Raw genomic sequence first — 26,715 nt, forward strand, 5'->3', positions numbered from 1 at the left:
GGGATTGAGATGGCGAAGACCACCCGCGCCACACAAACACTGAGCAAGCTCGGCATCGTGTTCAGTGTTCACAGCTATGATTACAATCCCGATGCGGAAAGCATTGGCATGCAGGCGGCTGAAGCGCTTCAGGAATCACCGTCACGGGTGCTGAAAACTTTGATGGCGGAACTTGATGGAAAGCCGGTTTGCGTCGTGCTTCCATCCGACCATGAGGTCAGCATGAAAAAGCTGGCGGCGGCCCTGGGCGGCAAGTCGGCAACAATGATGAAGCCCACAGACGCCGAACGCCTCACCGGCTACCATGTCGGCGGCATCAGTCCTTTCGGCCAGAAAAAGCAGGTGCCGACCGCGATCGAACAGACGGCTTTGTCAGAACCTCATGTTTTCATCAATGCCGGTCAGCGCGGGCTGCAGCTGCGTCTTGATCCCAAAGATGCCTGCCGCGCGCTCAACGCCGTTGCAGCATCTGTCATCGCCTGACTGCTCACAACCGGCCGTGTGTCCCGGCAATCGGGGTTGCTTCCTCAGCCGACCTGGCCGTCAGTGTGGCAATCATTTCCGCTGCGAGCCGAAGATCATCCTCGAACGCCGCCATTTGTTTTTCCCGTTCAGCCGGGTCCGGCAGCCGCAACAGATACGACGGATGCACCGAAAGCAGGATGGGTGTTCCGTCGGCAAGCTGTTCCACCGTCCCGCGTCGCTGTAGAATATTGGCCCCGGATCCGGTCAATGCCTCTGCGGCCGTCGCGCCAAGAGCCAGAATGAGCTTTGGCCGCACCATGGCCAGCTCGGCGTCCAGCCACCAGCGGCAATGCTCGATCTCGCCGGAGTTGGGCCGCTGGTGAAGCCGCCGCTTGCCGCGCGGAATGAATTTGAAATGCTTCACCGCATTGGTGACAAACGCCTCTTTCCGGATCAGCCCGGCGGACTGGGCTACCTTGTCGAACAGCTGTCCGGCCGGGCCAACGAAAGGCTTGCCGGTGAGGTCTTCCTGATCGCCTGGTTGCTCACCGACGATCATCAGCGGTGCATCGAGCGGTCCGGTGCCCGGCACAGCCTGGGTTGCAGTCTTGTGCAACGGGCAGCGCCGGCAATCATGGATGGCAGCGGGAAGGGTTTCCATCGGGCCGCTCCAGGCAGATTCGAGCCCGGCGAGCTGCTGACGCGCTTTCCTCGCGCGCACTGGCGGAAGGGTCGGCGCAGCTTCGGCCATGGCGCGCGCCCGGGCAGGAGCATTAGCAATGAGGTCCGGGATTGTTGCCGCTTCCGGCAGGTTCTTCCAGTATTTTCTTGGCATCTCCGAGGTCATGGCCTGAACTTTCAGCCGCGCCGGATTGAAGATGCTGCGGAAATAGGTAAGCCAGAGCGCCTCGCTCGCGTCCTCCGGGAAGTCGGGCTTGGGCTGACCCGGCAAGAAGCGCAACTCGCCACTCTGGAAAGTCGCCGTCTTTTCCGGCGTGACAATGCGCCAGTCCATGTCGCCAAACCGCCGGGCGAAGAATAGGGCCGTCGGTTCCACCGTATGATGGGTTGGCTCAAACCAGGCCGCGAAGCTGCGCCGGGCGTCATCGCGATCGCCAATCTCCCTGAAGCGCACAAAGGCTTTCATCTTGTGTTGGCACCGATGGACCGATTTTTCCATCGCCCGCAAATGTGCCAGCTCCCGGTCGCCGCGGTCGGCAACCAGATGAGGCGTGTCCTTGAGCCGCCAGAGAAATTGATAAAGACGTGCAAATCGATCTTCATCCCGGTGCCAGCAGACGGTTTCGGCAAGCGCGACGAAACTGCGCGGCGCCGTCATCTTCAGCGGCGTGGTGGCGCCGGATACCGGCTGATCATCAAACAACCCCCGCTCTGTCTGCTCGCTTCCCCACGAGACATCTGCCGGCATCAGGCCTTCTGCCAGGCAGGAACGGGCAGCCTTGCGCCACGCAATGGCAGTGCCGGTTTCGGGAAGAGTAATGTGGCGCATCAGAACAGCGTCAATTGCGTAGGCGGGGGCAGGAACTGGCTCCTGAGCTGCGCTGTATCGATCAAGCCTCCCGGCGACCAGCCCAAGGCGGTGATGAAGGCCTTGGCTTTTTTCATCATTCCGCCCATCCGCACCACGTCTTCGTAGCGGATTGTGCGGTAACGACGCGTACTCAGGATCCGGTTCACCGTTTTGACGCCAAAGCCGGGCACGCGAAGCAGCAATTCGCGGTCGGCGCGGTTTATGTCGACCGGAAAGACTTCCCGGTGCGCGAGCGCCCAGGCGAGTTTCGGATCAAGCTCCAGGTCGAGATTGCCGTCATGCGCAACGCCGATGATCTCCTGAAGATCGAATCCGTAGAACCGCAGCAGCCAATCCGCCTGATAGAGGCGATGTTCGCGTACAAGTGGCGGCGAAATCAGGGGCAGCCGCGACGAGCTGTCGGGGATGGGCGAAAACGCCGAGTAATAGACCCGTTTGAGTTGATAGCTCGAATAGAGCCGTGTCGATTCACCCAGTATGGCTGCGTCATTTGAGCCGTCCGCGCCGACAATCATCTGTGTCGACTGCCCCGCGGGCGCAAATCGCGGAGCTTTGCGACCGGTGTGGGTGGTGTCATTGGAGGCCTCCTTGCGCAAACGCACATCCGCCATTGCACGGCGAATCTGCGCCGGGTTCTTTTCAGACGCGAAGGTCTCCATGCTGGCATCGGTCGGCAACTCGACATTGATTGACAACCGGTCTGCCAGCCTTCCGGCTTCCTCGATCAGTTCAGGGGCCGCGTCCGGAATGGTCTTGAGGTGGATGTAGCCGCGAAAGTTCTCTTCTTCCCGCAGCTTGCGGACGATTTGCACCATGTCCGCCATGGTCGCGTCTGGCGAGCGAATGACGCCTGAAGACAGGAACAAGCCTTCGATATAGTTCCGCCTGTAGAAATCGATTGTCAGACGGACAACCTCGTCGACCGAGAAACGGGCGCGGGGCACATTCGACGATACCCGATTGATGCAGTAGGCGCAGTCATAGATGCAGAAATTGGTCATCAGAATCTTCAGCAGACTGATGCAGCGCCCGTCGGGCGCATAGGCATGGCAGATCCCCGCGCCCTGGTTCGACCCAAGCCCCTTGCCGTCTCGGCTGTCACGCCGTGTTGACCCCGACGAGGCACACGAAGCGTCGTATTTGGCTGCATCGCTGAGAATGGCGAGTTTGGATTCGAGTGTTTTTCCAGTCATTTGTTCCTTATATGTTCCGTTCCGTGTCACGGCAACAGCTCAGGTTGAGCCTGTTCTGGAAATAATGGCTGGTGATTAATGCCGCAGAAGGCCTAGAACAGGCTGCCTTGGCCCGGTTCCCCGGGTTTGTCTGCCTTGGTGCGTGCTGGTTTCTTGGGCCTGGAGATGGGTTGATCCGAACTGCTGGCAAGCGCGGCAACCTCACCGTCGGCAAACTCGATTGCCAGCATGGTTCCGGCCTCGACCTGTTCAGCACGCGAAAGTACAGCCCGGTCCTGGTCGCGGATCACCGCGAAGCCGCGACCCAATACACTCTGATAGGATAATGACTGCAGCATGCGGGCCTGTGCGCCGAGCCCGCGTTTGCGCTGGTCGAGCATAAGGCTCAGCGCGCTGTCGCTTCTCCGGGCCATATCCGTGAGCCGATCCCTGCCGCGCGCATGCATGTCGGTGATCCGGCGTGGAACCGCGGCAAGAACCTGCGCATGCCGCTCCAGGCGTGATCTCAGCGCATCGATTCTGCGTTCCTGCACTCGGTCCATTCGTGCGATCTTGTCGCGCACCACCTGGTGTTTCTCCCGGATCGCAGAGACCAGCGCGATCGGGGTTACCCGGGCCGCCTGCTGTTCGAACCGGCGTCGGCGGTTGGCGGTGTTGAGTTCCAGCGCCCGGCCCAGCGACTGGCCCGAACGGTCTAGGCGTTGCCGCGGCAGCGCCAGCACGCTGTCAAGCGTTGGCAGGGCCCGCGCCAGAGCACGGAGCGCATCGCGGCGGCGGTCGAGCGTGCGTGACTGGGCCGATTTGAGCCGTGCTGCCAGCGTTGCCAGATGCGCTTCCAGATCCGCTTTCACCGGCACCGCCATTTCGGCAGCACCGGTTGGCGTTGGCGCACGCCGGTCGCTGGCGTGATCGATCAGCGTCCAGTCGGTCTCGTGGCCGACTGCCGAGATCAGCGGGATGTCTGACTCTGCCGCAGCCCGCACAACCGCTTCGTCATTGAAGCCCCAGAGATCTTCCAGGCTGCCACCGCCACGCGCCACGATGATCAGATCCGGCCGCTTGATCAGACTGTTCGCGCCAAGCGCGTTAAAGCCGTTGATGGCGCGCGACACCTCCTCGCCTGACGTGTCGCCCTGAACCCGGACTGGCCACACGATCACATGGACGGGAAACCGGTCCTCGATCCTGTGCAGGATATCGCGGATCACGGCGCCTGTGGGTGATGTCACCACGCCGATCACCATCGGCATGTAGGGCAGCAATTGCTTGCGCGCTTCGTCAAACAGGCCTTCGGCGGCAAGCTTGCGCCGCCGTTCCTCGATCAGCGCCATCAGCGCACCGGCGCCTGCCGGCTCGAGTGCTTCGATGACGATCTGGTATTTTGAAGACCCGGCATAGGTGGTGATCTTGCCGGTGGCGATCACCTCCATCCCCTCTTCGGGACGATATTTCAGCTTCGAGAACGCGCCCTTCCAGATCACGGCCTCGATGCGGGCCTTGTCATCCTTGAGCGAAAAATAGGCGTGCCCGGAGGAATGCGGACCCCGGTAGCCGGAAATTTCGCCACGCACGCGTACATTTCCGAAAGCATCTTCGACAGTGCGTCGGATGGAGCCGGACAATTCACTGACTGTGAATTCGGCGGCGTTGGTGGGCGAATCATCAAGAAGCGAAGGCATGCCCGAATGCGCACTATGATGGGGCCTGCGTCAAGCGTCGCGTTGTGCCGAGCCAGCCGTGGAACCTGAGATCATAAGACCCGGTGTCGGCCGTGATTTAAGCCCGTTTGGCAATACTGTTTAAAATCATTGCCTTGCCGCAAATGGATTCGAAAAATTACACCTGAATTTAACCCATGCACTGTAAAAACAGGTGACGAGAGGTAGGGGAGGCAGAGTTTTGACTGGAACAAAAAACTATCTGTCGCGTCTCCCGGATGAGGATCGGCGCGAATATGAGCGCCGGCAAACAAATTTGGTGGGTACCATCCACTACATGCTTCACGGGGTTCGCGGGTATTCGTCGCAAACCTGCCGGATGATCAACATCTCTGAAAGTGGCTGTGAAGTCAGTCGCATTCTCCCGGAATCGGTGCCCGATTTTCTCTATTTCGTGCTCAAGGGCCTGGCCGCCAAGTTTCCCTGTGCCGTGATTGATCGCGAGGAAGAAGGCCTGCATTTGAAATTCATGACTGTCTTGCCCACCGAACTGGTTGACAGGATCACCCAAAAAGGCGGACCCGCGAAGTAGCGCCGAAACAGCAAAGTGTTCCTCGCGCAAGACAGCGCGGTCCATTGCGCAGGCCTTTGCTCTCGTTGCAGGATGCTTCCCGTACGAAGCAGGACAATGTCACATGAAGCATGCGGTAATCATCGGCGGCGGCCACAACGGACTGGTTTGCGCCTGGTATCTGGCGGCAGCCGGGCACAAGGTCACGGTTCTTGAAAAGAATGACACAGTGGGTGGCGCCGCGATCACCGAGGAGTTTCATCCCGGATTTCGCAATTCCGTGGCCTCCTACACGGTGTCGCTGCTCAATCCGAAAGTCATCACCGATCTCGAATTGCACCGGCATGGCCTCAACATTGTCGAGCGCCGCATGGGCAATTTTCTGCCCCTGCCGGATGGGCGTGCGCTCGAGGCAGGCCCCGGCCGGACCAAGGCATCAGTGGCACAGTTCTCGACCCGTGACGCCGAGGCGCTCGACGGTTTCGACCGGATGCTCGAGAATGCCGCCAACGTTCTGCGCGATCTGTTGCTGCGCACCCCGCCCAATGTCACCGAGGGCAATTGGCTCGCCGCCGTTCCGGAACTCCTCAAGGCAGCGTCATTGGGGCGTCAGTTTGCCGAATTGTCCCTTGATGCGCGGCGTGACGTGCTCGATCTCTTCACCTGTTCCGCCGCCGAAATCCTCGATCGCTGGTTCGAAAGTGATCCGGTCAAGGCCCTGTTCGGCTTCGACGGCATCGTCGGAAACTGGAACAGCCCGATGGCGCCGGGCACCGGCTATGTTCTGCTGCATCACTATTTTGGTGAAGTGAACGGCAAGCAGGGCGTCTGGGGCCACGCCATCGGCGGCATGGGCGCAATTACCGATGCCATGCGCAAGGCCTGCGAGGAAAAGGGCGTGGTTGTGAAAACCGGCACCCCGGTCGCCCGTATCGAAGCCGGAAAGACCAGTGTCACCGCTGTTATTGCCGAAGATGACGCGCGCATCGAAGCCGATCTCGTAGTTTCCAATATTCACCCGAAACTGCTGGTCTCGAATTTGCTTGAGGATGCCCCGCTGCCAGAGGATTTCCGTCGGCGCATCGGGTATTGGCAAAGCGGCTCGGGCACGTTCCGGATGAACGTGGCGCTCGATGCGTTGCCCACTTTCACCGCGCGCCCCGAACCCGGCGACCATCTGAGCGCCGGCATCATCATTGCACCCTCGCTCGATTATATGGACCGCGCCTATCTCGATTCCCGCGCCCATGGCTGGTCGCGCCAGCCGATTGTCGAGATGCTGATCCCTTCGACGCTTGATCCAACCCTTGCGCCTGAAGGCAAGCATGTCGCGAGCCTGTTCTGCCAGCACGTCGCGCCTCAATTGCCGGATGACTTTCCCGGCGGTGCGTCCTGGGACCATCACAAGGAGGCGGTCGCTGATCTGATGATCGGAACGGTGGACCGCCATGCCCCCGGCTTCGCCAGGAGCGTGATCGGTCGTCAGGTGCTCTCGCCGCTCGATCTTGAGCGCAAGCTGTCGCTGGTGGGCGGCGATATCTTCCATGGCAAGTTGAGCCTCAACCAGCTGTTCTCGGCACGCCCGGTGCTGGGTTACGGCGCCTACCGCGCACCGCTGAAGGGCCTTTACATGTGTGGCTCGTCCACCCATCCCGGTGGCGGCGTTACCGGGGTCCCGGGACACAATGCGGCACGCGAAATTCTCAGCGACATCCGCGCGCGCCGGGTGTAGGCGTCTGCGCACACAGCTTTCATGTTCAGGGTGAGACAAGATGAAGACCGAAATCGAATCCATACCAGGTGAAACCCCGGGCATTGCCTATGAGCTGATTGTCCATCGGCTGACCGGTTCGGACCCATCCGCGCCCCGCGTTTACATTCAGGCGGCGCTTCATGCCGATGAACGCCCTGGCGTTGCAGCATTGCACTACCTGATACCGATGCTTGAAAAAGCCGAAGCCGAAGGCCGCTTGCTCGGGTCGCTGACCCTGGTGCCGCATGCCAATCCGATTGCTGCGGCCCAGCATCTTTTCAGCCAGCATATGGGGCGTTTTTCCTCGGGAACCCGGATCAATTTCAATCGGGATTTCCCGATCCCCGATGAACGCGGTGTGCGCACGCTTCACGCGGCGTCATCCCCGGTCTTTGCCGAACTCAGGCTCAAGAGCAGATTGCTGGAGCTCGCCGACAATCATCCGATCGTCCTGGACCTGCATTGTGATGATGAAGGTGTGCAGTATCTCTATATTCCCGAACAGCTATGGCCGGAAATGTCCGATCTTGCAGCATGCCTCGACGCCGAGGCTGCGGTTTTGTGGAGTGCTGGTTCCGACTGTGCCTTCGAGGAAGCTGCCTTTGCCCAGATGAGTGCCAAAGCCGTCAACGGCAATCTCAGTGGTCTGTGTGCCACGACTGTCGAACTTCGCGGTCAACTCGATGTCGACCCCGCCCTTGCGAGGAAGGATGCGAAAGGATTGTACCGCTTCCTCAAGATGCGTGGCGTCATTGCGGATGAGACCGCACAGCCGGCGCAACTTCGTGCAGATTTTGTCGCCAAGCAAATCCGCAACGTGGAGATGGTCCGGGCGCCGGTTGGCGGCACCATCCTGTTCCATGTCCGCACCGGTGAGCGGGTCGAAGCGGGTCAGCTGCTGGCCGAGATTGTCTCCCGGCCGGGCGAGGCCGGTGGTACGGTTGGTGTTCATGCCCCGCAGTCGGCGTTTGTGCTGACCCGCCGCATGCGCCGGTTCATTCGCATGGGCGATGATCTGCTGAAGCTGGTTGGCGACAGCCCGTCGCCATCCGCCCACGACGGCACACTGGAAGATTGAGCGCGCCGGTTGAAAGCCAGTGCCAATCGCCAGGCCCGGCCGGGCCGGCTTTTAGTCCTTGCGAACCGCGTTCAAGACAAAATCGAAGTTCGATTTCCAGATCGTGTCGCCACTTTCGCCTGGCTCCATTTTTGTGAGCAAGGATGATTTGACGCCAAACACCGCATCCGATGTCAGCCATTTGTCATCGGCGACGAATGTGTGGGTGATGACCGTCTCATAGCCATCGGCGGACACGATGAAATGCATATGCGCCGGCCGGTTTGGATGTCGGCCAAGCGCTCCCAGCATTTGCCCGACAGGCCCGTCGTCCGGGATCGGATAGGAGACCGGACGAATGCCGCGAAACGCATAAGTGCCGTCTGCGCCGGTCACAAACACACCTCGATTGTTCCATTTCGGCTGGATATCCGGCTGCTGGACATCGTAGTAGCCTTCGGCATTGTCGCACCAGACATCGAGTTTCGCGCCTGCCACCGGCTTACCGTCGAGAGCCAGAACGCGGCCCTCAAACAGACAGCTTTCGCCCTTGCCGTCGAGCGAGATCTCATCTCCCATGGCGCGAACCGGGGCTCCTTCCACATGGAACGGGCCAAGCACGGTGTTTTCGGTCGCCCCCGACGGCCTGCGGTTGTTGATCGCGTCAACCAGCATTGAGAGCCCGAGAACGTCGGACAACAGGATGAATTCCTGGCGGTTACCATCGCACATCTTTCCGGTCCGGGTCAGGAAGTCGATCGCCACGCCCCATTCTTCCTGTGTCAGGTGCACGTCCTTGGCAAAAGCGTGCAGATGCCGGACAAGCGATTCCATCACCTCGCGAAGACGGGGATTGGTTTCGTCGCCAACGCGGGCGTTGACGGCCTCGACTGAGCCGGCTTCGGTGAAATAGTTGATATTTGATGCATCGGTCATTTGGGTCACTCCGCAGCCTGAACAGCACTTTTTGAAGTCCGGTCGAGGATCGAGCTCAGCGCCCGCATCAACTCGCCTGCCGGATCATCCGGCAGTGTCATGGCGCGCCAGGCGACATGGTGGTCCGGACGGACCAGAACACAGCCGCCTTCTTCGGTTTCACGTGACCTGGCCCAATCGCCATGATGATCGACCAATGCCCGGCGCGGACCGATCACATGCACCGCAATATCAACGCCAAGCGCCTTGCTTGCTTGTGCCGCGGCCTCGGTCCACCGCTCACCGGAAATCCCTGTCAGAATGGTGAAGCGGCCCTTGCCGGTGATATCAAGCGTGGAATGCTGCTTGCCGTCCTGATCATAGATCCAGGCATGCGGCAGCCGCGCGCCCGGCCATGTGGTCGGCTGGTAGTGCAGTTCCTTGTCCTTGGCGAAATCCGGCTCCGACTGACCATCCGTAACTGCAGCCGCCGATGTGTAGCGCTGGTTCATTTCCACGCCGTGCGCATCAAATTCATACTTCTTGAACTCGAACGCCTTGCGCAGGGCCTCGCGCTGTTTTTCTGCAGCTTCTGTTGCATCACAGCGGGCGTCCATGGATGCCTTGATCTTTTCGACATCGGTGCCGCCATCCATGCCGAGCGCTTCGAAGATCGGGCCGAATTCGCCAATTGACTGGTTGGCCCGCGTCACGATCTGCCGTGCAATCGGAGCGCGCTCCTTTGAATAGGTGTCGAGCAGGGCGGGGCCAGCCTCGCCCTTGATGACGGCGGCGAGCTTCCAGGCCAGATTGAACCCGTCCTGGATCGAAGTGTTGGAGCCGAGCCCGTTTGACGGTGGATGCCGGTGCGCTGCGTCGCCCATGATGAAGGCGCGGCCCTTCTGCATGTGGGTCGCAAACATGTTGTTCACGGTCCAGGTGTTGGCCGACAGCAGCTCGATTTCCAGCTCCGGGTCGCCCACCAACTGCCGCGCCACTTCGGTGGCGACCTCAGGCGTGACTTCCGGCGCCGGCTGGTTGATATCGTAGCCCCAGACAATCAGCCATTCGTTCCAAGGTCGCACCATGCGAACCAGACCCATGCCGATACCGCCTACATCCGCGCCGGGCTGCATGACCCAATAGAGAACGGAGGGACGGTGGGCCACATATTTGGACAGGTCGGCGCGGAACAGGATGTTCATCGAGCCGCCGACCCCCATCTGTCCCTCGAACGGCAGGCCCAGATCTTCGGCAACCTTCGAATTGCCGCCGTCTGCACCGACCAGATACTTCGAGCGAATGGTGATTTCCTGGCCCGTCAAGCGGTCGAGACAGGTTGTCGTCACGCCTTCAGCGTCCTGGACATGTGACTTGTACTCCGTCGACATCCGCGCCTGCGTACCGCGGGAACAGGCGGTCTTGAAGAGAAGCGGCTCCATCATGGTCTGCGGCAGGTCATTCATCATCGTCGGCGACGACAGACGATGCTCCGCCTTTGATTCCGGATGATTGCCCCAGCTTTTCATGCGGCCGATTTCCTCGCCCGCCAGGCTCTCGCAGAAGACATTTTCGCCCATCAAATCCTGTTCCGAGCAGTGCATATAGGCTTCCGCCTCTACGTCAGTCCCGAGGTCACGCAGCACTTCCATTGTGCGCTGGTTGGTGATGTGCGCCCGCGGCGTGTTCGCGAGCCAGCGGTAGCGGTTGATCACCATGTTCTCGACGCCATAGGTAGACAGCAGGGCCGCGGTGGCCGAGCCCGCAGGACCGGTTCCGATGATCAATACGTCCGTCGTGATATCCGCCATCATTATTCCTCCCTGGATGTGTCGTTCTGACCGGCAATTTTTCCGCCCGATAGGCGGCGCCGGATTGGAAACAATTGAATGCCGCTTTTATCGCTGATCAGGCCCCATAGCCCTCGCGGCGCAAACAGCATGATGATGATGCCGAGCAGGCCGAGCGCGATCAGATACCAGGACCCGTAGTCGGCAAACAGAGTCTGGAGGGCAAAGAAGACCAGGACCCCGATGATCGGGCCTTCTATCGTGCCGATCCCGCCGATCACCACGATGAAAATCACGAAGGCTGTCCAGTCGATCACAGAGAAAGCACTGTCCGGGCTGATGCGACCGTTCTGCAGGAAGATCAGGCCGCCGGCGATTCCGGTTCCAAACGCCGCAATCAGAAAGACCGCCCACTTCATCCGCGCCGCATCGACACCGACCGACTTCGCCGCCTCCATGTTGTCGCGCACGGCGGCCAGCGCCAGGCCCCTCTTGGTGCGGAGCAACCAGTAAATGCCGCCAATTGTCGCCACGACCAGCGCAAGCGCCAACCAATAGGCCAGAATGTCGAGGGCCGCCGACGCGCGCACATCAAAGGTCGACTGGACCCAGTCCACGCCCCACATCGCAGCGCGTGCGTCGCGCGGCAGCGATGTGCCTGTCCCGCCGCCGACGGCCTGCCATTGTGCCACCAGAAGCCGAACAACTTCGGCGACGACCCAGGTGCCGATGGCGAAATAGGCGCCTTGGAGGCGGAATGCGAAAAAGGCTGTTGGTATGGCAATCAGCAATGAGCCGACGCCGGACAGCAGCAGTGCCGCAATCGGGTTCCAGCCCCACAGGATTGCAGCGCCAAAAACCATATATGCGCCGAAGCCTACGAAGGCCTGCTGCCCAACGCTCACCAATCCTCCATAGCCGGCAAGCAGGTTCCAGAATTGCGCCAGAACCAGCATGGTGAAGATGAAAAACAGATCCTGGATAAGGCCGCGATCCGCGAAGACCGGAAGCACGATTGCAACGATCACCAGACACGCAGCAGCGATGGAAGCGAAAGTTGAGGTTCGGGTACGGGTGGTGACGGTGTAGGAATGTGTGCGCATCAGTCTGTGGCCCTCGGAAACAGCCCGCGCGGTCGCACAAGAAGCACGATCAGAAAGGCCAGATGCCCCCCCAGAATCTGCCATTCAGGACTGATTGCGGCGCCCAGCGTCTGGGCAACGCCGATGATGATACCACCGGCCAGCGTCCCCCAGAGTGAACCAAGTCCGCCGATGATGACGGCTTCGAACGCGTAGATCAGCCGTGCCGGGCCAACAGTCGGATCGAAATTTGCGCGCGTGCCCAGATACAGCGCCGCAATGGTGACAACCACCATGGCGATGCCGGTGGCCTGAGCGAAGACGAGTTGCGGCTTGATCCCCATCAGGCTTGCCGTCACCGGATCATCTGATGTGGCGCGGAAGGCGCGGCCCAGCGAGGTGCGGTAGAATAGCCATTGCAGGGCAAGGATCACGCCGATTGCCGAAAACAAGGTCAGCAGCGGCATGACCCCGACTGTGATTGGGCCAAGCGGAAGCGATGCGGTTTCCAGAGCGCCGGCTGGGATGCGGCGACTATCGGCCGAGAAGCCTTCCTGCAAGACGTTCTGGATGACCACGGAAAGCCCGAAGGTGACAAGCAGTGGCGGCAGGATATCGGTTCCAAGCACACGGTTGAGCACATAGCGCTGCAGGCCGTAGCCGACCAGGAACATGATCGGCATCGCGACCAGTGCGGCAAGGAACGGATTGAGCCCCAGCATCGAGACAATGACCAAGAGCAGATAGGCGGCCAGCACGATCAGGTCGCCATGGGCGAGATTAACCAGCCGCATAATGCCAAACATAAGTGAAAGGCCTGCGGCAAATAGGGCGTAGAGGCTGCCCAGCAGGATACCCTGCACGATCGTATCGACCCAAATCATGCAGCAACTCCAAAATAGGCCTTGTGGATCGCGTCGCGGCTCAAATCGGCCGGCGTCCCCTCAAGTGTCACCTTGCCCTCCATCATGCAGTAGACCCTGTCAGCGACCTTCAGGGCCTGGCCGATGTCCTGCTCGACGAGAATGACGGAGGCTCCGCCTTTGCGAATTTCGGGCAGGGCCTTGTAGATGTCGCGGATGATAACCGGCGCGAGGCCCAGTGAAAGTTCGTCACACAATAGCACGCGCGGATTGCTCATCAGGGCGCGGCCGATTGCGACCATCTGCTGTTGGCCACCGGAAAGAGCGTTTCCTGGACTGTTGCGCCGTTCTTTAAGAATTGGAAACAGCCCGTAAACCGCATCAAGGTCCCACGTGCCGTTGCCGCGGCTGCGATACGCGCCGATCAGCAAGTTTTCCTCAACGCTCAACGAGGGAAACAGACGGCGGCCTTCAGGCACCATCGAGATGCCGAGCGCCACGATGTCATCGGCCGCAAGTGCGCCAATCGGATGATCATCAAGGACAACCATTCCCGGCTGCTGCTGCAGCACGCCCGAGAGCGAGCGCAGAAGCGAGGTTTTGCCAGCGCCATTGGCGCCGATGATGGCTACGCATTCGCCCTTAGCCAGGGTCATGTCGACACCGAAGAGGGCCTGGAAATCTCCGTAATGAGCAGTCAGGCCGCGTGTTTCAAGCAACGCCATCAGACTTCGATCCCCAGGTAGATTTCCTTGACGTCCTTGGACGCCATGATGGTTTCGGGGTCTCCAAGGCCGATCATCTTGCCGAAATCGAGCACCAGCAACCGCTCGACCACCCGGTTGAGCGCGTGCAGCACGTGCTCTATCCAGATGATCGTGACACCCTCTCGGTGGATCGAGCGGATGGTTTCCACCAGTGCGATGCACTCGCCTTCCGTCAGTCCTCCGGCGATCTCATCAAGCAGCAGCAGCTTTGGGCCTGTGGCCATGGCTCGCGCCAGTTCCAGGCGCTTGCGCTGCAGCAGCGACAGGCTGCCTGCGAGCACATTCGCCGAGCCGATCAGCTCGGTGCGCTCGAGAATTTCGCCGCACTGCTGCTGTGCCTCGCGTTCGCTGCAGGTCTGGCCGTGGGTTGCCGCCACCAGCAGGTTCTCGAACACCGTCAGCTTGTCAAAGGGTTGCGGGATCTGAAACGAACGTCCTACGCCGGATATGCAGCGCTGCATCGGCGGGACGCGCGTGACATCTTCGCCCATGAAGGCAATCGAACCGGCGTCGGGATAGAGGTTGCCGGTAATCAGATTGAACAGTGTCGACTTACCGGCCCCGTTCGGGCCGATAATCCCGAGCGCCTCACCATGCGACACCTCGAATGTCACATCGTCCGTGACCTTGAGCGCGCCGAAACTTTTCGACACACCCTGCAGTTTCAGGATTGGTTGTACCGGGTTGTTCATTCGCAAGCCTTCGGACAAGGTTTAGCTTTGGCAGAATGTGCCGCCCCACATCGCGGGGCGGCACTGTTTATGGTTCAGGAAAGCGCTTCCATTTCGCCACCCGTCGGAATGCTCGGCGCGGTCTTGTTGTCCACGACCACGAGCTCGAACGTGCCGTCATCCTTGCGGCGCCACTGTCCGCCAACCAGCGGCGTCTTGCAGACGTTCTTGGCAGCGAACGGTGGAACGCCCTCACCATTCCAGGCAACACGACCGACAATGGTGTTGAGATCACTCGTGGCGATTGCCTCGGCTACGGCTTCGGCATTGGTCGGGTCATCCGACCGCTTGATGACATCGGCTGCCATTTCGAACAGGGAATGGACGAAACCGATCGGCTGTGTCCATGGACGCCCGGTTGCTTCGGTGAAGCCCGCCGCGAGCTCTGCGCAGCTTTCGCCTGTCAGCGATGACTTGAACGGATGGCTGGCTGACCACCAGACTTCCGATGACAGATTGTGACCGGATTCGCCCAGCGTCTCCACCGACTGCGGGAACAGGATCGCCTTTGCGACCGTCATCGCCTTGGGCGTGAAGCCCTGCTGGGTTGCCTGATTGCGGAAGGTGGTGAAGTCCGGCGGTATCACGACGCCGGTGACGATTTCCGCGTTGGCCTGCTTGAAGGCGTTGATTTGCGCCGTGAAGTCATCTGTCAGGTTCTGGAAACGGCCCGGATCGATGGTTTCGTAGCCGGCAGCAGCAAAGCCCGGCGCCACGCCGACATTGGGGTCACCCCAGGCATTGCCGTCGGCATCGTTGGGGAACAGTCCTCCGACCTTCTTGTTGGTGTCGAGCTGGTTCCACATGTTGGTGAACACGGCGATGACGTCTTCGAGCCCCCAGAAATAATGGTAGGTGAAATCGAACGGCTTCCAGCTACCCGGATCGCCCGGGTTGCCCTGCTGCCCGATGAACCATGGCTGCCAGGGCGCTGCGGTCGATATCGTCGGCACGCCTTCGCTTTCGCAGACGGTCGAAACCGGGTTGGTTGTTTCCGGCGTCGAGGCGACCAGCATCAGGTTGATGCCGTCATCGATGATCAGTTCCTGCGCCACATCGGCGGCTCGGTTGGGGTTGGACTGGCTGTCCTTGACGATGACTTCGACGTCCATCCCCTGTTCGGCAATGTATTTATTGAACATCGCAATGGTGAAGGCATCGGCTTCGGCGAACCCAGCCAGCGGACCTGTCTGCGGGCTGACGTAGCCAATGCGGATTTTCTTGCCTTGTGCGATGGCGGGCATCGACAGCCCGCCAGCAGCGATGATGAGGCCGCCGGCGGCGGCAGTCTTGATAATGCGTCTGCGTGAAATCATCCGGTTTTCCTCCCATGAACGATTGCTTCAGTGTTCGGGCCTGCGCCCTTCCCAAGCGGCCTGCAGCAGGGCGCGAATATCGTCCTGCGAAAATGGCCTTGGATTTGAATATTTGTTCTTCACTGCAATTTCCGACGCCCGATCGAGATCGGCTTCGCTCAGTCCGAGATCCGAAAGCGCCAAGGGGGCACCGGCCTCCCTTGCAAAATCCCACAGTCCCGCACCGGGTGTGGCTCCGAAGATGTCGTGCAGTGGCGCGAGCGCATCAGTCGCAACAGCATTGAAGCTTGCGGTGTGCGGCAAAAGGATAGCGTGGGTCTCTGCGTGGGGTGTGTTGAAGCTGCCGCCGAGGGTGTGGGCGAGCTTGTGATGGAGCGACATGGTGACAGCGCCCAGCGCCGTCGAGCAAAGCCAGGCGCCATAGAGCACCAGACTGCGCGCCTCGCGATCCTGCGGCGCTTCGCGCAGCACCGGCAGCCCGGCCTTGAACGCCTTCATGGCTTCCACCGACATCAGGCTGATTACCGGATTGGCGTCCGGTGCATAAAGTGCTTCTACGCCATGAGCGATGGCATTCAGTGACGAGGTCACCGTCATCTCCGCAGGCAGCGTCAGCGTCAGGTCCACATCATAGATGACGGTTTCCGGTCTGATCGAAGCGTCGCGTCGGGTTGTCTTCAGTCCATCTTTTGTTTCGCCAAGGATGTCCGTCATTTCCGAACCGGCATAGCTGGTCGGAATGGCGATCTGGTTGGCGCCTGTGCGTGTTGCAATTCCCTTGCCGAGACCGATCGTGGAGCCGCCGCCAATCGACACCACGCAATCGGCGCCACTCCGTCTGAATGACTCGATCGCTCGTTCAGTGACCTCGACCGGCGTGTGCATCGCAGCTTCGCTGAAGCTTCCTGCGGACAGGGCGCCGAGTTGTGTCGCAAGCGATTGGGCCTGCTCGGTCTGGTGTGGCGTTGAGAGCACAAAGGCTTGCTTGTTACCGAGACGCTCAACTTCCTCGCCGACACGGGCGAGTGTCTGCGATCCGAACACAACGCGGGTGCCAATGCCGGGGAAGGTGAAGCCGTCTGCAGGCAACTTCATGTCTGGTACTCCGCAAGTTCCTGGCCTTCGACCACCGCACCGAGCAATATCGAAAAGGCTGCAATTTCGTCATCCGACACAAGATGTTCCCGCCCGGCGAAAACGTCAGAGCGAACGCGCGCCCCCTGCCGGATCAAGGCGTCTTTGGCGCCTTGCCATGCCCACAGCGGAATCCACGGATCATCGTCGCCATTGGAGATATAAACGGGGATCGCATCCGCAAGTTTCTCCGGCAACGCGTCGCCAGATGCGCCAACCCTGCATCCGGTGAACAAGGCAGCTGCGTCGGCCTTTCCGCCGCGCAGCAGATACTCCGTGGCCAGGCATGCACCTTGCGAAAAGCCCGCAATGATGAATGGCCCGGAAGGCACGGCCTGATGCGCGGCGTCGATCGCATCCCGGACAAGCGACAGGGCATTCTCAAGCTGGGCGGCGGTGGCCTCGGTCATCTCGTCCACTGCCTTGGCATCATACCAGGCTGGCTGCGGCGACTGCGGCAAAACAAAATGCACCCCCGGCGCATTCACCGACGCAATAACCTCATCCACCATTTGTGAGGCGGTCTGGCCACGCCCGTGCAGGAAGACGCAGACCGCACGGGCGGTCTGAGCCGGAGTTCCTGTTGTCAGGATTTGCCCCATCATGCTGCCTCAGGCGTTCTGGAAGCTGGCGGGCTCAAGACCGGCCATGAGTTCTTCGCGCCGGTCTTCAAACCAGGGCGGGAAGACCAGCGTCGAGCCGATCGCGTCGGCGGGTTCGTCCTTGGCCCAGCCTTCGGGCACGGTCCAGGCAAGCTCGAACAAGGCACCGCCGGGCGAGCGCACGTAGCAGGACTTGAAGTAGTTGCGATCCTTCTGTTCCGATATGTCAGTGAAGCCCATACCTTCGATATGCGCCCGCAGTTTGAGCTGGTTTTCCTCGTTGCCGGTGTTGAGCGCGAAATGGTGGATAGTGCCGCCGGACAGTGTCCAGGTTCCCTGCGGCTGGTCCCGGATTTCGGTGACTTCCACCACGCTGGTGGGGCCGTTTGGATTTGGCACTTCGTAGGCCATGCCGTCGGCATCATCGGCCATTTTCTTGAGCGGCAGGGCAATGGTCAGAAAATCATCCATGGCGTTGCGATCAGTGACCGCTATGACGCCGCCATAAATGCCCTTGATGGCATGCTCAGCGGAAACGCCCTGCGCCTCGTTGACGATCGGGATACGGTTGTCTGCCGGATTTTCCACCAGCTGCAATTCAATGCCGCAGGGATGCTTGAATTCGACGCGATCTATACCGAACCGGCTTGTCTTGCGCGCTTCGATGCCGCGCTCTCCCAGACGGTTTATCCAGAAATCAGATGCCCCGACCGGAATTGACTGCTGCACGACTTTCGACTGGTTGGTGCCGCGGCGGCCATAAACGCCGGGCTTGCGAAACGGGAAGGTGGTGATGATCGTCGATTCATCGCCGTTCCTGGCCCCATAATAGAGGTGGTAGACCGGGATGTTGCCATCAAAGAGCACCGTCCTCTTGACCGAATAGAGGCCCAGGTCCTTGGTGAAAAAATCGAAGTCTTCCTGAGCACCGTCGGTGCTCATGGTCAGGTGATGATATCCGCTGATTGGCGACATTGTCTCTCTCCCAAAATATTCATGTCGGTTTCTGAAAATCTTCATCCCCTGCGAGGATGAAAGTGAAGGCGCACTCGCACTCGCCGCCACGCGACTGTGTAAAATCGGCGAGCAGTGCCGGTTGGACGGCAAAAAGCGGGTCCACGCCTATTGCAGGGTCACTCCTGTCAAAGACATGGGTGATGAGTGTCTGGTAGCCGGAGGCCGCAATTCTGAATTGGAGATGGGCCGGACGTGTCGTTGGAAGTCCAAGTTTGCGAAGGAGTTTTCCGACAGGCCCATCGTCAGGGATGCGGTAGCCTTGGGGGCGGACAGTCCGGATACGAACGGCTCCGTCCGGCCCCGTGGTGTAGGTCCCGCGCAGATTGAACTCAGGCTGCATGTCCGGGGCCTGATTCTCGTACACGCCCTCGCCATTGGCGTGCCAGACCTCAATCCGGGCACTGACCAGGGGCTCACCATCGCTGTTGGAAACCCGTGCGGTAAACACAAGAGGTGTGCCCATGCCGTCCAGGCAGATGCTTTCATTGTCGCCCCGCCGCGGTGCCCCGGGTCGGTAGAACGGACCGGCGAGCGTGTTCGGGGTCGCATTGGCGGGAAGGCGCGAATGGCGCGTCTCGAACGCACTGCTCAGCCCGAGAACATCGGCGAGCAGGACCCATTCCTGACGACGTTCGGAGCAAGTTTCGCCGACTTCTGTCAGGAAACCGATGACTGCCTGCATTTCCTTGCGACTCATATCCATGCGGTCTGCGAGGTTGGCAAGATCGCCGATCAACTCGCTCATGAAGCGGGCGAGACGCATGTCAGGTGCATCATGCAGGCGTGCGGAAAAGGCGTCAGCCGCACTTTTCATAGCCTTGTCAGTAGACCGGACGTCCATCGCAAAACTCCTCCTCCGCGAAAAAGTATAGGCCGATGGATCAACACAACTATTGTTTTTCTCAGCATTAATATAACATTTTGGTATGAAGTTTGATGAGAAGCACCTCGCGCAATTGGCAGCTGTCGTGGAAACCGGCAGCGTGACGGAGGCTGCCCTGCTGCTGGGTCTTTCTCAGCCGGCAGTTTCACGCACCCTTTCAACGCTGGAAAAACGGCTCGGTGAACCGATCTTCAAACCGGGAAAACGGCCGCTTGAGCCGACAATCATCGGTCACCAGCTTGCCGAACACGGCCGCGTGATCCTAGAAGCGTCCCGCCGCGCATCGGAGACAATCCGCGGTTTCCGGGCAGGGTCTGTCGGAACCGTCCGCATCGCCGGCGTGCCCTTCTTCATGGATGCCTTCATCAGCCGCATGATCGGCGAGTTCCAGGAACGCGAGGCCAACATCCGTGTCGATCAGTCCTATGGCAACATGCCGGAACTGGGTAGTGGCCTCGTGGCGAACCAGCTTGACCTGGCCATCTGTCCGCTCGGACTGGTGGAGGCGGCGAAGGGCCTGACCTTCACCCCGATCCTGCCCGGCCGAAACATAGTTGCGTGTCGCGTCACTCACCCGCTGTTAAGCAGGCGCCGCCTGAGCACCAGTGACCTGATCGAATTCCCGTGGATTGCGCCGCTTCCCGGCTCTCCGCTGCTTGCCGACCTGCATGCCATCCTGCTGTCGATCGGGATGACGGAGATCAACATCCGCTATTCCGGCGGCTCGCTGCTTTCGGTGTACAATTACCTCGAAGAGACCGATGCGCTCACCGTGCTTCCCCATTCGGTGGTCTTTGCCCACCGCAAGGACCGGAAAGTGACCGTGCTGCCTGTCGAAATCCCGCAACCGACCCGAACGCTTGGGATATTGCGCCTCGAGGGACGCCCGAGAATACCTGCTGCGGAAAAACTGGCGCGCCATATCTCGACACGCTTCGATGATTTGCGTCAGCTTATCAAGCGCCACGAGGATGCCGTCGTGTGGGGCAACAGTCCTCACTGATGTGATCAAAGTGCCGGAAGCTCACCCTAAAGCCGATCTTCAGCCCTATGCAGCTCCCTGAACGCGCAGCCGCGCCCAGTCAGTCGGCTACCATGTTTGATTCGATGCAATCCAGAACCGCCATTGCGGCGCGGCTGGTGCCGGGAACCGCTTTCATGGCCTCCGAAATGCCCTTGAGGCGCCTTTGCATCTCGACATCATGCAGCAGGGACAAGACTGCTGATTCCAGCTCACCGTCGGTCCAGTTTGAGCGATGCATGTTCAGGCCCGTCCCGGTGGCTTGCGCGCGCTGTGCGTTGTCATGTCCATCCCAGCAGTAGGGCATGATCAGCGATGGCACGCCGTGATAGAGCGCTTCGCAATAGCTGTTGTTGCCGCCATGATGGATGAACAGCGCTGATTGCGCCACAACGGAGGGCTGGGGAAACCAGCTTCCCAGGAAAACATTGTCGGGCACCCGTTGATAGGCTTCCAGGAACCCGCCGACATTGATCAGGAATCTTGCGGGGAGTTTGGCGAAGACATCGATCATCCGCTCGATCAGTTGCGTATCGATGGCGCCAAGACTGCCGAAGCTCATATAGATGAGCGGGCCATCCTCGACCGGAAAGTGCGGTGAATCAAACCGTGTCTCGCTGCGCACGCAGCCTTCCAGGAAAACAAATTCCGGTTCGGCAAGCGGGATGTGGCGATCATAGCGCACCGCTGTCGGTGCGAGGATGAGGTTGAGGTGCTCCGACGTTTCCAGAAAGTTGCCCGCTGGCAGGGGGGCAAGTCCACGCGCCTTGCGAAAAGTGTTGTAGCGGCGGTGCGCTGAGTCCGTGGCCTTCAGATAGGATTTTTCAAATCGTTTGCAGGCCAATCTGTCCTTTGGGTCCAGGCCGGAGAGATAAGGTGGCACATTTGCGTCTGGCAACTCGGTCTCTGCGCAAGAGACAACGCGCACCCACGGGCAACCGGCCCTTATGATGGCGGGAAACATGATGACGTTGTCGAGAAGGATGGCATCCGGCTTGATCCGGGTCAGAAGCGCTTCCAGCCCCTCTTCGGCGGCTTCGACGGTGTCGACAATAGCCTCCCATGTCGGGCCGACATAAGTCGGCAGTTGCGCCTCAGGATCCAGATCGAAATGTGCAAGCTGGTTGCTGATAAAGCTCTGCCAGTAATCTTCGGCTTCATGCGCGCTGCTCGGCGTGGCTTCGTAGAGATGGTACTCCTTGAACCCGTATTCGGCAAAAACACCAGTGAAGCCCGGGTGGCATATGAAAACTGGGGTTGCGCCCAGCCGCTGAAGTTCCTGAGCTATGCCCACACAGTTGAGTGCGGCGCCGAAGCTCGCCTCGGGGAACAGGGCGATGATGGGAGAAACGCTCATGCACGAGGCCTTCTGATCAGTGGAGGAATGCCACGGTTTGCGGCCTCGGGTCTTCGGGTTCGTGAGCGGCGCAGATGCAACACCATCTGGTCTGCCGCGATGTCAAACTGGTTCTGTTCAAGACTGTCGAGAATGCCAAGATGCTCTTCAAGCGATTGGCGGAGCCGAAAGTCAGGCACGGACGTATCTTTTTGGGTCGCACGGCGCAATCTGTGGTGTGCCAGAAGAGTACCGCGGGCGAAGCGGTTGGCCGAACATTCGGCTATGAAGCAATGGAACTCCGTATCGATCCGCATGAAACCCGCGGTCGTGATGCGACCCTCACGTATGGTGAGGAAGTCCTCCATCCGGCCTCTGAGAATGCCGGCCTTCTTGCTGTCGACTGCAAAACCGGGAGCCAGAATGGCTTGTGGTTCCAGGATCAGGCGGAAGGCAAGGCTTTCATCCATGGCCTTTGGAGAATCCAGCATGGGTTGAAATGCCCAGGAGCGACCCGGCAATTGGGTGGCGACGCCATCCTGAGATAGTATTTTTAGTGCAAAAAGTACCGAATGCCGCGACGCATTATACTTTCTTGCGAGCGCGCTGACCGATTGCACGTCACCAATCCGGCGCTCGGCGCGATCCGACAGGATCCGGTCGGCGAGCGTTTGCTCCATCCCTTCCAGAGCCTGGGCTGCTTGCAGCAATTCATCCGATTCCGAAATCGCCAGAAAATAGCCCTCTTCTTCGCGGCGATAGAGGATATTGTTCTCTTCAAGAAGCCGAAATGCTGAACGAATGGGCGTTCTTGATACGCCACAGTCATCCGAGAACAGTTTTTCAGGCAAATGATCACCCGCCTTCATGGCGCGTTCCAGCGCGATATTGATAATCTGCTGGGCAAGCGCAAGGTGGTTCTGGCGTGCGTTTCGTCTTGTGTCGGCCATGGGAATCCCGGGTGTTGAAGGGGGCTTTCGATGACGCTCCCGGTCAGGATCTGTTGAAAATACATCAAATACATATTTGACGTATTTTTACGGCTATTCGTACTATGCGGTGCATCAGCCAACAAGAGCTGTCTCACAAAATTCCGCCAACGCCGAAACAGGCGACGGCTATCCAAGGGATCAAATGGAGGATCACCATGACCCGACTGACGAACTTAATCGGAGTCACGCTGGGCGCCGGTCTTGCAGCTTTCGCTGTCGCCGCACAGGCGGAAGATCTCGTCGTTTCCAACTGGGACGGCTATATGGCGCCGGACGCGATTGAGAAGTTCAATTCCGCGACCGGAAACTCGGCAGAACTCGTGCTGCATGCCACCAACGAAGAAATCATGGGCAAGCTGATTGCCTCCAAGGGCAAGGGCTACGATGTTGTTTTCGTCTCCTCGCCCTTCGCTGAAATTCTCAACAATCTTGGCCTGGCCGAAACGCTCGATCATGCCAAAATCCCGAATATCGCCAATCTCTACGAGGACGCGACCGTACTCAAGCACGACCCGGGCAACGCATTCTCGCTGCCATACGCCTGGGGTACGACGGGTCTTTGCTATCGCAGCGATCTGGTCGGCAAAACCCCTGACAGCTGGATGGACCTTCTCGAGCCGTCAGAAGCGCTCACTGGAAAGACCACGATGCTCGCCACCGACCGCTGGATGATGGCTGCCGGTGAATTGGCGCTTGGCTACTCGGTCAATGAAACAGATCAGGCCAAGCTCGAAGAAGTTCGCGATCTTCTGATCAAGGCCAAGAAGACACTTCTGGCCTACGATGACACCACATTCTATTCCAAACTTGTGACCGGCGAAGCGGAACTGGTGCAGGCCTGGGACGGCTGGTGCAACTACGGCATCGGCGAGAATGCTGACATCAAATACATCGTCCCGAAGGAAGGCTCCGACCTTTGGGTTGATACCATGGTGATCCTCAAGAACTCCGAGCACAAGGATGCTGCCTACGCATTCGTGAACTACATTCTTGATGCGGCAAACCACCGTTGGGCCGCCGAGAACATTCTCTACAAGGTGCCCAACAAGGCAGCCATGGACGGACTTGACCCCTCGCTTGTCGAGACCTACCCGAACCTTGGCATGACGCCCGATGAGCTGCTGGCTCATGAGCAGCTGCGCGATCTGGGCGAGGCACAGCGCGCCTACTCCCGTATCGTGTCAGAAATCAAGGCTGCCAACTGACGGTAGGCCGTTGATAGCCCCGGCGCGATCTGCGCCGGGGCATTTTCTTCAATGGAAATCATGCACCGCGCCTTGATGGCGTGAAGGATCCCCGAGTTAGCCCATGGCAGACCGCAAGCCGATCTATTTGATGACGCCAGCCTTGCTGTGGTTGACCGGCTTCATGGTCATTCCCTGCCTGCTGATCTTGGCGCTGGCGTTTTTCCGCCGCGGGATTTACGGCGGCATTGAATATGATTTCACGCTGGAAAACATAGCCCTGGTTTTTGATCCGCTCTATGTCGGGATCTTCATCCAATCAGCGATCATTGCCGGCCAATCCGCCTTGATCGCCTCGGTAGTTGGTTACGCAGCCGCCTACGCGATTGCCGCCATGCCGAAAAAGCGCCAGCCGCTGCTGCTGTTTCTTGCCATTCTTCCGTTCTGGTCAAATTATCTGGTGCGCACCTATGCCTGGATAGTGCTGCTAAACCGCGAGGGTCTGGTCGTGGCCGTGGCGCGGGCGCTTGGGTATGATCAGGAACTGCCGAGCCTGCTCTACACCGAAGGCGCCGTCATTGTAGGGCTCGTCTACAACTATCTTCCCTTCGTCATTCTCGCCTGCTATGCCCCGCTCGCGCGGCTCAACACGGAGATCACTGAGGCGTCGCGCGATCTGGGGGCCGGCGGCTGGACAACGTTTCGCCGTATCACCCTGCCGATGACTGTGCCGGGCATCGCCACCGGATTTGTCTTCGTCTTCGTTCTCTCCATCGGCAATTTCGTCACGCCCGCGCTTCTGGGCGGCGGTCAGTTCCAGATGATCGGCAACTTGGTCTACGCCCAGTTTCTCACGGCCAATGACTGGCCATTCGGGGCAGCCCTTTCGATGGCGTTGATTGCGGTGATGATGGGACTGCTCACGCTCCAGACCTTTGCGACTGAACGCGCCTCTGGTGGACGTGCCGAGGGCGACGCTCATGGGTAATCGTGCGCCGCTTCCGTTCATGCTTGCCATTCTGGCGGCCGTTTTCGCCTTTCTCTATCTGCCGATTTCGGTCCTGTTCGCCCTGTCGTTCAACGAGGGCGGCATGCCGACGGCCTGGTCGGGATTTTCGGTGAAATGGTACTATTCGCTGTTTCAGGACAAGGACATCATCCATGCAGCACTCAACACGCTGATTGTGGCGGTGATTTCCACCATTCTCGCTGCCATATTGGGCACGCTTCTGGCGATTGGCGTCGAAATCCGCCGCCGCAAGGGCCGCTTTCTCGAGACCATGATCTTCGCGCCGATGATCATTCCCGACATTGTGCTCGCCATCGCGCTGCTCAGCTTCTTCTCGCTGCTCGACGTCACCATGGGGCTTCACACCATTATCGTGAGCCACGTGGTCTTCAACCTGGCCTTCGTCTGCTCGGTGGTCCGCGCCAGGCTGAAAGGCTTTGACTGGTCGATTGTCGAAGCATCGACAGATCTCGGCGCGCCGATTCTGGTCACCTTGCGGCGCATTGTGGTTCCGGTGCTGATGCCCGCCGTTGTCGCGGGTTCGCTTCTGGCCTTCACACTGTCGGTTGACGAATTCATCATCGCCTTCTTCACCGCAGGCGCAGGACGTGCATCGATCACGTTGCCAATGCAGATCTTCTCGATGATCCGCTTTGGCGTCACCCCTGAAATCAATGCGCTTTCAGCCATCGTGATGACGGTCTCGGTTGTCATCCTTGCTGTTTCGCAGCGCCTTAATCGCGGAGGGCTTCCAGGCCAATGACCAGCGCTCTTCTCACCATTCGCAATGTCGAAAAGCACTTCAACAAATATCATGCAGTGGACGGCATCTCGCTTGATATTAAGGAGAATGAGTTCTTTGCGCTGCTTGGCCCCTCGGGCAGCGGCAAGACCACGTTGCTGCGCATGTTGGCGGGGTTTGAAACCCCCACAGTCGGCAGCATCCTGCTTGATGGAGAGGATATATCCCGCATTCCTCCAAACCATCGCCCGATCAATCTGATGTTCCAGTCTTACGCCCTGTTTCCACATATGACGGTGGCGCAGAACATCGCCTATGGGCTGGAAATGGAAAAGCTGCCCAAGGCAGAAATAAAATCCCGCGTCAATGAAATGATGGAGATGGTTCAACTGCCACACCTGGCGGGCCGCAAACCGGAGCAGCTTTCAGGCGGCCAGCGCCAGCGGGTTGCCCTCGCGCGCTCTCTGGTAAAGCGCCCTCGTCTGTTGCTGCTTGATGAACCTTTGGGCGCGCTCGACAAGAAGCTCCGTGGCGAGATGCAGCTTGAGCTGAAACGGATTCAGGATCAGTTCGGCATTACCTTTATTGTCGTCACTCATGACCAGGAAGAAGCCCTGGTGATGGCCGACCGCATTGCCATCCTCAAGGATGGCAAGCTCTTGCAGCACGGCACGCCGCTCGAAATCTACGAATATCCGCAGACGCGCTTTGCGGCGGATTTCATCGGAGTGATGAATTTCTTTCCGGCGACAGTCCATGGTGGCACCCTGAAGTCGGCCGACGGTACCAGCTTCAGGGCGGAAATTCCCGACACGATCAGTGCTGGAGACGACGTCATGGCTGCGGTTCGGCCCGAGCGTCTGCATCTTGGCGCCGGCGAAAAGGAAAACAGCCTTACCGGCACAGTAAGGGCGATGGCCTATCACGGGCTTGATCTCCAGGTGCATCTCGACACACCGCTCTCTCCCCAGCCGGTGATGTTGCGCCTGACGGCCGATGCGGCCGAAGGGCACGCGCTCTCCGTCGGCGATTCGATTACCGCGGGCTGGTCTGCCCGCGACACGCGGGTCTTTGCCGCCTGA

Annotated in this window: 25 protein-coding genes; 9 read left to right on the top strand and 16 right to left on the bottom strand. The window is 59.6% G+C overall.

All coding sequences use genetic code 11. The features are described from left to right. Positions 1–9: 9 nt before the first annotated feature. Positions 10–483 carry a Cys-tRNA(Pro) deacylase gene (gene ybaK, locus WNZ14_RS04275; protein WP_342867355.1) on the top strand — a complete coding sequence of 158 codons (474 nt, stop codon included), beginning with the start codon at positions 10–12 and terminating at the stop codon, positions 481–483. A 4-nt stretch (positions 484–487) separates the two neighbouring features. On the opposite strand, the gene WNZ14_RS04280 is transcribed toward ybaK, so the two are convergent. From WNZ14_RS04280 to xseA, 3 genes are all read right to left on the bottom strand, one after another. Next, positions 488–1,975: a UdgX family uracil-DNA binding protein gene (locus WNZ14_RS04280; protein WP_342867356.1), complete on the bottom strand. Its 1,488-nt coding sequence runs from the start codon at positions 1,973–1,975 to the stop codon at positions 488–490. Further along, entirely contained in the window at positions 1,975–3,210 is a 1,236-nt protein-coding gene (locus WNZ14_RS04285; RefSeq protein WP_342867357.1) for a putative DNA modification/repair radical SAM protein, read from the bottom strand. The genes WNZ14_RS04280 and WNZ14_RS04285 overlap by 1 nt, the downstream gene beginning before the upstream one ends. 92 nt (positions 3,211–3,302) lie before the next feature. Continuing rightward, a complete protein-coding gene (xseA, locus tag WNZ14_RS04290) occupies positions 3,303–4,889 on the bottom strand; it encodes an exodeoxyribonuclease VII large subunit (RefSeq protein ID WP_342867358.1) in 1,587 nt (528 codons plus the stop codon). A gap of 220 nt (positions 4,890–5,109) precedes the next feature. On the opposite strand from xseA, the gene WNZ14_RS04295 reads away from it, so the two are divergent. From WNZ14_RS04295 to WNZ14_RS04305, 3 genes are read left to right on the top strand one after another with little or no spacing between them, the layout of a single operon-like run. Further along, a complete protein-coding gene (locus WNZ14_RS04295) occupies positions 5,110–5,460 on the top strand; it encodes a PilZ domain-containing protein (RefSeq protein ID WP_342867359.1) in 351 nt (116 codons plus the stop codon). After that, positions 5,423–7,171: an NAD(P)/FAD-dependent oxidoreductase gene (locus WNZ14_RS04300; protein ID WP_342867360.1), complete on the top strand. Its 1,749-nt coding sequence runs from the start codon at positions 5,423–5,425 to the stop codon at positions 7,169–7,171. The genes WNZ14_RS04295 and WNZ14_RS04300 overlap by 38 nt, the downstream gene beginning before the upstream one ends. A gap of 40 nt (positions 7,172–7,211) precedes the next feature. Then, a complete protein-coding gene (locus tag WNZ14_RS04305) occupies positions 7,212–8,270 on the top strand; it encodes a succinylglutamate desuccinylase/aspartoacylase family protein (protein WP_342867361.1) in 1,059 nt (352 codons plus the stop codon). A 51-nt stretch (positions 8,271–8,321) separates the two neighbouring features. Here the strand turns inward: WNZ14_RS04305 and WNZ14_RS04310 are convergent, their stop codons facing one another. The 11 genes from WNZ14_RS04310 to WNZ14_RS04360 form a co-directional block, all read right to left on the bottom strand. Further along, entirely contained in the window at positions 8,322–9,185 is an 864-nt protein-coding gene (locus tag WNZ14_RS04310; RefSeq protein ID WP_342867362.1) for an intradiol ring-cleavage dioxygenase, read from the bottom strand. Between the two features lie 5 nt (positions 9,186–9,190). Then, the gene (locus WNZ14_RS04315) at positions 9,191–10,975 is read right to left on the bottom strand and encodes an FAD-dependent monooxygenase (protein WP_342867363.1); all 1,785 of its coding nucleotides are present in this window, start codon (positions 10,973–10,975) and stop codon (positions 9,191–9,193) included. Between the two features lie 2 nt (positions 10,976–10,977). Beyond that, complete coding sequence (locus WNZ14_RS04320) at positions 10,978–12,057, bottom strand: branched-chain amino acid ABC transporter permease (protein ID WP_342867364.1); 1,080 nt, start codon at positions 12,055–12,057, stop codon at positions 10,978–10,980. Then, positions 12,057–12,920, bottom strand: coding sequence for a branched-chain amino acid ABC transporter permease (locus tag WNZ14_RS04325; protein ID WP_342867365.1), 864 nt, complete (start codon positions 12,918–12,920; stop codon positions 12,057–12,059). Before WNZ14_RS04325 ends, WNZ14_RS04320 begins: the two co-directional genes overlap by 1 nt. Then, the gene (locus WNZ14_RS04330) at positions 12,917–13,624 is read right to left on the bottom strand and encodes an ABC transporter ATP-binding protein (RefSeq protein ID WP_342867366.1); all 708 of its coding nucleotides are present in this window, start codon (positions 13,622–13,624) and stop codon (positions 12,917–12,919) included. The genes WNZ14_RS04325 and WNZ14_RS04330 overlap by 4 nt, the downstream gene beginning before the upstream one ends. Further along, positions 13,624–14,358, bottom strand: a complete 735-nt coding sequence (locus WNZ14_RS04335; RefSeq protein WP_342867367.1) for an ABC transporter ATP-binding protein — start codon at positions 14,356–14,358, stop codon at positions 13,624–13,626. The genes WNZ14_RS04330 and WNZ14_RS04335 overlap by 1 nt, the downstream gene beginning before the upstream one ends. 74 nt (positions 14,359–14,432) lie before the next feature. Next, positions 14,433–15,713, bottom strand: coding sequence for an ABC transporter substrate-binding protein (locus tag WNZ14_RS04340; RefSeq protein ID WP_342867368.1), 1,281 nt, complete (start codon positions 15,711–15,713; stop codon positions 14,433–14,435). A gap of 27 nt (positions 15,714–15,740) precedes the next feature. Beyond that, a complete protein-coding gene (locus tag WNZ14_RS04345; RefSeq protein ID WP_342867369.1) occupies positions 15,741–16,808 on the bottom strand; it encodes a maleylacetate reductase in 1,068 nt (355 codons plus the stop codon). Then, a complete protein-coding gene (locus WNZ14_RS04350; protein WP_342867370.1) occupies positions 16,805–17,452 on the bottom strand; it encodes a dienelactone hydrolase family protein in 648 nt (215 codons plus the stop codon). The genes WNZ14_RS04345 and WNZ14_RS04350 overlap by 4 nt, the downstream gene beginning before the upstream one ends. A 6-nt stretch (positions 17,453–17,458) precedes the next feature. Continuing rightward, positions 17,459–18,424 carry a glyoxalase gene (locus WNZ14_RS04355; RefSeq protein WP_342867371.1) on the bottom strand — a complete coding sequence of 322 codons (966 nt, stop codon included), beginning with the start codon at positions 18,422–18,424 and terminating at the stop codon, positions 17,459–17,461. A gap of 19 nt (positions 18,425–18,443) precedes the next feature. Next, the gene (locus WNZ14_RS04360; protein ID WP_342867372.1) at positions 18,444–19,307 is read right to left on the bottom strand and encodes a dioxygenase; all 864 of its coding nucleotides are present in this window, start codon (positions 19,305–19,307) and stop codon (positions 18,444–18,446) included. Between the two features lie 85 nt (positions 19,308–19,392). Here WNZ14_RS04360 and WNZ14_RS04365 point away from each other — a divergent pair, with 85 nt between their 5' ends. Further along, a complete protein-coding gene (locus WNZ14_RS04365) occupies positions 19,393–20,352 on the top strand; it encodes a LysR family transcriptional regulator (protein ID WP_342867373.1) in 960 nt (319 codons plus the stop codon). Positions 20,353–20,431: 79 nt separating this feature from the next. On the opposite strand, the gene WNZ14_RS04370 is transcribed toward WNZ14_RS04365, so the two are convergent. Together WNZ14_RS04370 and WNZ14_RS04375 are read right to left on the bottom strand one after the other, a co-directional pair. After that, positions 20,432–21,727, bottom strand: a complete 1,296-nt coding sequence (locus WNZ14_RS04370) for a glycosyltransferase (protein ID WP_342867374.1) — start codon at positions 21,725–21,727, stop codon at positions 20,432–20,434. Further along, on the bottom strand, positions 21,724–22,656 hold the full coding sequence (locus tag WNZ14_RS04375) for a GntR family transcriptional regulator (protein ID WP_342867375.1): 933 nt from the start codon (positions 22,654–22,656) through the stop codon (positions 21,724–21,726). The genes WNZ14_RS04370 and WNZ14_RS04375 overlap by 4 nt, the downstream gene beginning before the upstream one ends. A gap of 197 nt (positions 22,657–22,853) precedes the next feature. On the opposite strand from WNZ14_RS04375, the gene WNZ14_RS04380 reads away from it, so the two are divergent. The 4 genes from WNZ14_RS04380 to WNZ14_RS04395 all read left to right on the top strand — a co-directional run bounded on the left by WNZ14_RS04380 (position 22,854) and on the right by WNZ14_RS04395 (position 26,715). Further along, on the top strand, positions 22,854–23,903 hold the full coding sequence (locus WNZ14_RS04380; protein ID WP_342867376.1) for a spermidine/putrescine ABC transporter substrate-binding protein: 1,050 nt from the start codon (positions 22,854–22,856) through the stop codon (positions 23,901–23,903). Positions 23,904–24,006: 103 nt separating this feature from the next. Next, the gene (locus tag WNZ14_RS04385) at positions 24,007–24,870 is read left to right on the top strand and encodes an ABC transporter permease (protein WP_342867377.1); all 864 of its coding nucleotides are present in this window, start codon (positions 24,007–24,009) and stop codon (positions 24,868–24,870) included. Beyond that, positions 24,863–25,654, top strand: a complete 792-nt coding sequence (locus WNZ14_RS04390) for an ABC transporter permease (protein WP_342867378.1) — start codon at positions 24,863–24,865, stop codon at positions 25,652–25,654. The genes WNZ14_RS04385 and WNZ14_RS04390 overlap by 8 nt, the downstream gene beginning before the upstream one ends. Further along, complete coding sequence (locus tag WNZ14_RS04395) at positions 25,651–26,715, top strand: ABC transporter ATP-binding protein (protein ID WP_342867379.1); 1,065 nt, start codon at positions 25,651–25,653, stop codon at positions 26,713–26,715. The genes WNZ14_RS04390 and WNZ14_RS04395 overlap by 4 nt, the downstream gene beginning before the upstream one ends.

Source organism: Hoeflea sp. AS60, assembly GCF_038900115.1.
Lineage (GTDB): Bacteria > Pseudomonadota > Alphaproteobacteria > Rhizobiales > Rhizobiaceae > Hoeflea.

Bases quoted from the DNA above. Each gene is read 5' to 3' on its own strand.
- WNZ14_RS04355 (WP_342867371.1), bottom strand. From the start codon at position 18,424: ATGTCGCCAATCAGCGGATATCATCACCTGACCATGAGCACCGACGGT.
- WNZ14_RS04310 (WP_342867362.1), bottom strand. From the start codon at position 9,185: ATGACCGATGCATCAAATATCAACTATTTCACCGAAGCCGGCTCAGTC.
- WNZ14_RS04345 (WP_342867369.1), bottom strand. From the start codon at position 16,808: ATGAAGTTGCCTGCAGACGGCTTCACCTTCCCCGGCATTGGCACCCGC.
- WNZ14_RS04375 (WP_342867375.1), bottom strand. From the start codon at position 22,656: ATGGCCGACACAAGACGAAACGCACGCCAGAACCACCTTGCGCTTGCC.
- WNZ14_RS04380 (WP_342867376.1), top strand. From the start codon at position 22,854: ATGACCCGACTGACGAACTTAATCGGAGTCACGCTGGGCGCCGGTCTT.
- WNZ14_RS04325 (WP_342867365.1), bottom strand. From the start codon at position 12,920: ATGATTTGGGTCGATACGATCGTGCAGGGTATCCTGCTGGGCAGCCTC.
- WNZ14_RS04305 (WP_342867361.1), top strand. From the start codon at position 7,212: ATGAAGACCGAAATCGAATCCATACCAGGTGAAACCCCGGGCATTGCC.
- WNZ14_RS04335 (WP_342867367.1), bottom strand. From the start codon at position 14,358: ATGAACAACCCGGTACAACCAATCCTGAAACTGCAGGGTGTGTCGAAA.
- WNZ14_RS04285 (WP_342867357.1), bottom strand. From the start codon at position 3,210: ATGACTGGAAAAACACTCGAATCCAAACTCGCCATTCTCAGCGATGCA.
- WNZ14_RS04315 (WP_342867363.1), bottom strand. From the start codon at position 10,975: ATGGCGGATATCACGACGGACGTATTGATCATCGGAACCGGTCCTGCG.
- WNZ14_RS04350 (WP_342867370.1), bottom strand. From the start codon at position 17,452: ATGATGGGGCAAATCCTGACAACAGGAACTCCGGCTCAGACCGCCCGT.
- WNZ14_RS04340 (WP_342867368.1), bottom strand. From the start codon at position 15,713: ATGATTTCACGCAGACGCATTATCAAGACTGCCGCCGCCGGCGGCCTC.
- WNZ14_RS04395 (WP_342867379.1), top strand. From the start codon at position 25,651: ATGACCAGCGCTCTTCTCACCATTCGCAATGTCGAAAAGCACTTCAAC.
- WNZ14_RS04390 (WP_342867378.1), top strand. From the start codon at position 24,863: ATGGGTAATCGTGCGCCGCTTCCGTTCATGCTTGCCATTCTGGCGGCC.
- xseA (WP_342867358.1), bottom strand. From the start codon at position 4,889: ATGCCTTCGCTTCTTGATGATTCGCCCACCAACGCCGCCGAATTCACA.
- WNZ14_RS04330 (WP_342867366.1), bottom strand. From the start codon at position 13,624: ATGGCGTTGCTTGAAACACGCGGCCTGACTGCTCATTACGGAGATTTC.
- ybaK (WP_342867355.1), top strand. From the start codon at position 10: ATGGCGAAGACCACCCGCGCCACACAAACACTGAGCAAGCTCGGCATC.
- WNZ14_RS04370 (WP_342867374.1), bottom strand. From the start codon at position 21,727: ATGAGCGTTTCTCCCATCATCGCCCTGTTCCCCGAGGCGAGCTTCGGC.
- WNZ14_RS04360 (WP_342867372.1), bottom strand. From the start codon at position 19,307: ATGGACGTCCGGTCTACTGACAAGGCTATGAAAAGTGCGGCTGACGCC.
- WNZ14_RS04385 (WP_342867377.1), top strand. From the start codon at position 24,007: ATGGCAGACCGCAAGCCGATCTATTTGATGACGCCAGCCTTGCTGTGG.
- WNZ14_RS04280 (WP_342867356.1), bottom strand. From the start codon at position 1,975: ATGCGCCACATTACTCTTCCCGAAACCGGCACTGCCATTGCGTGGCGC.
- WNZ14_RS04320 (WP_342867364.1), bottom strand. From the start codon at position 12,057: ATGCGCACACATTCCTACACCGTCACCACCCGTACCCGAACCTCAACT.
- WNZ14_RS04365 (WP_342867373.1), top strand. From the start codon at position 19,393: ATGAAGTTTGATGAGAAGCACCTCGCGCAATTGGCAGCTGTCGTGGAA.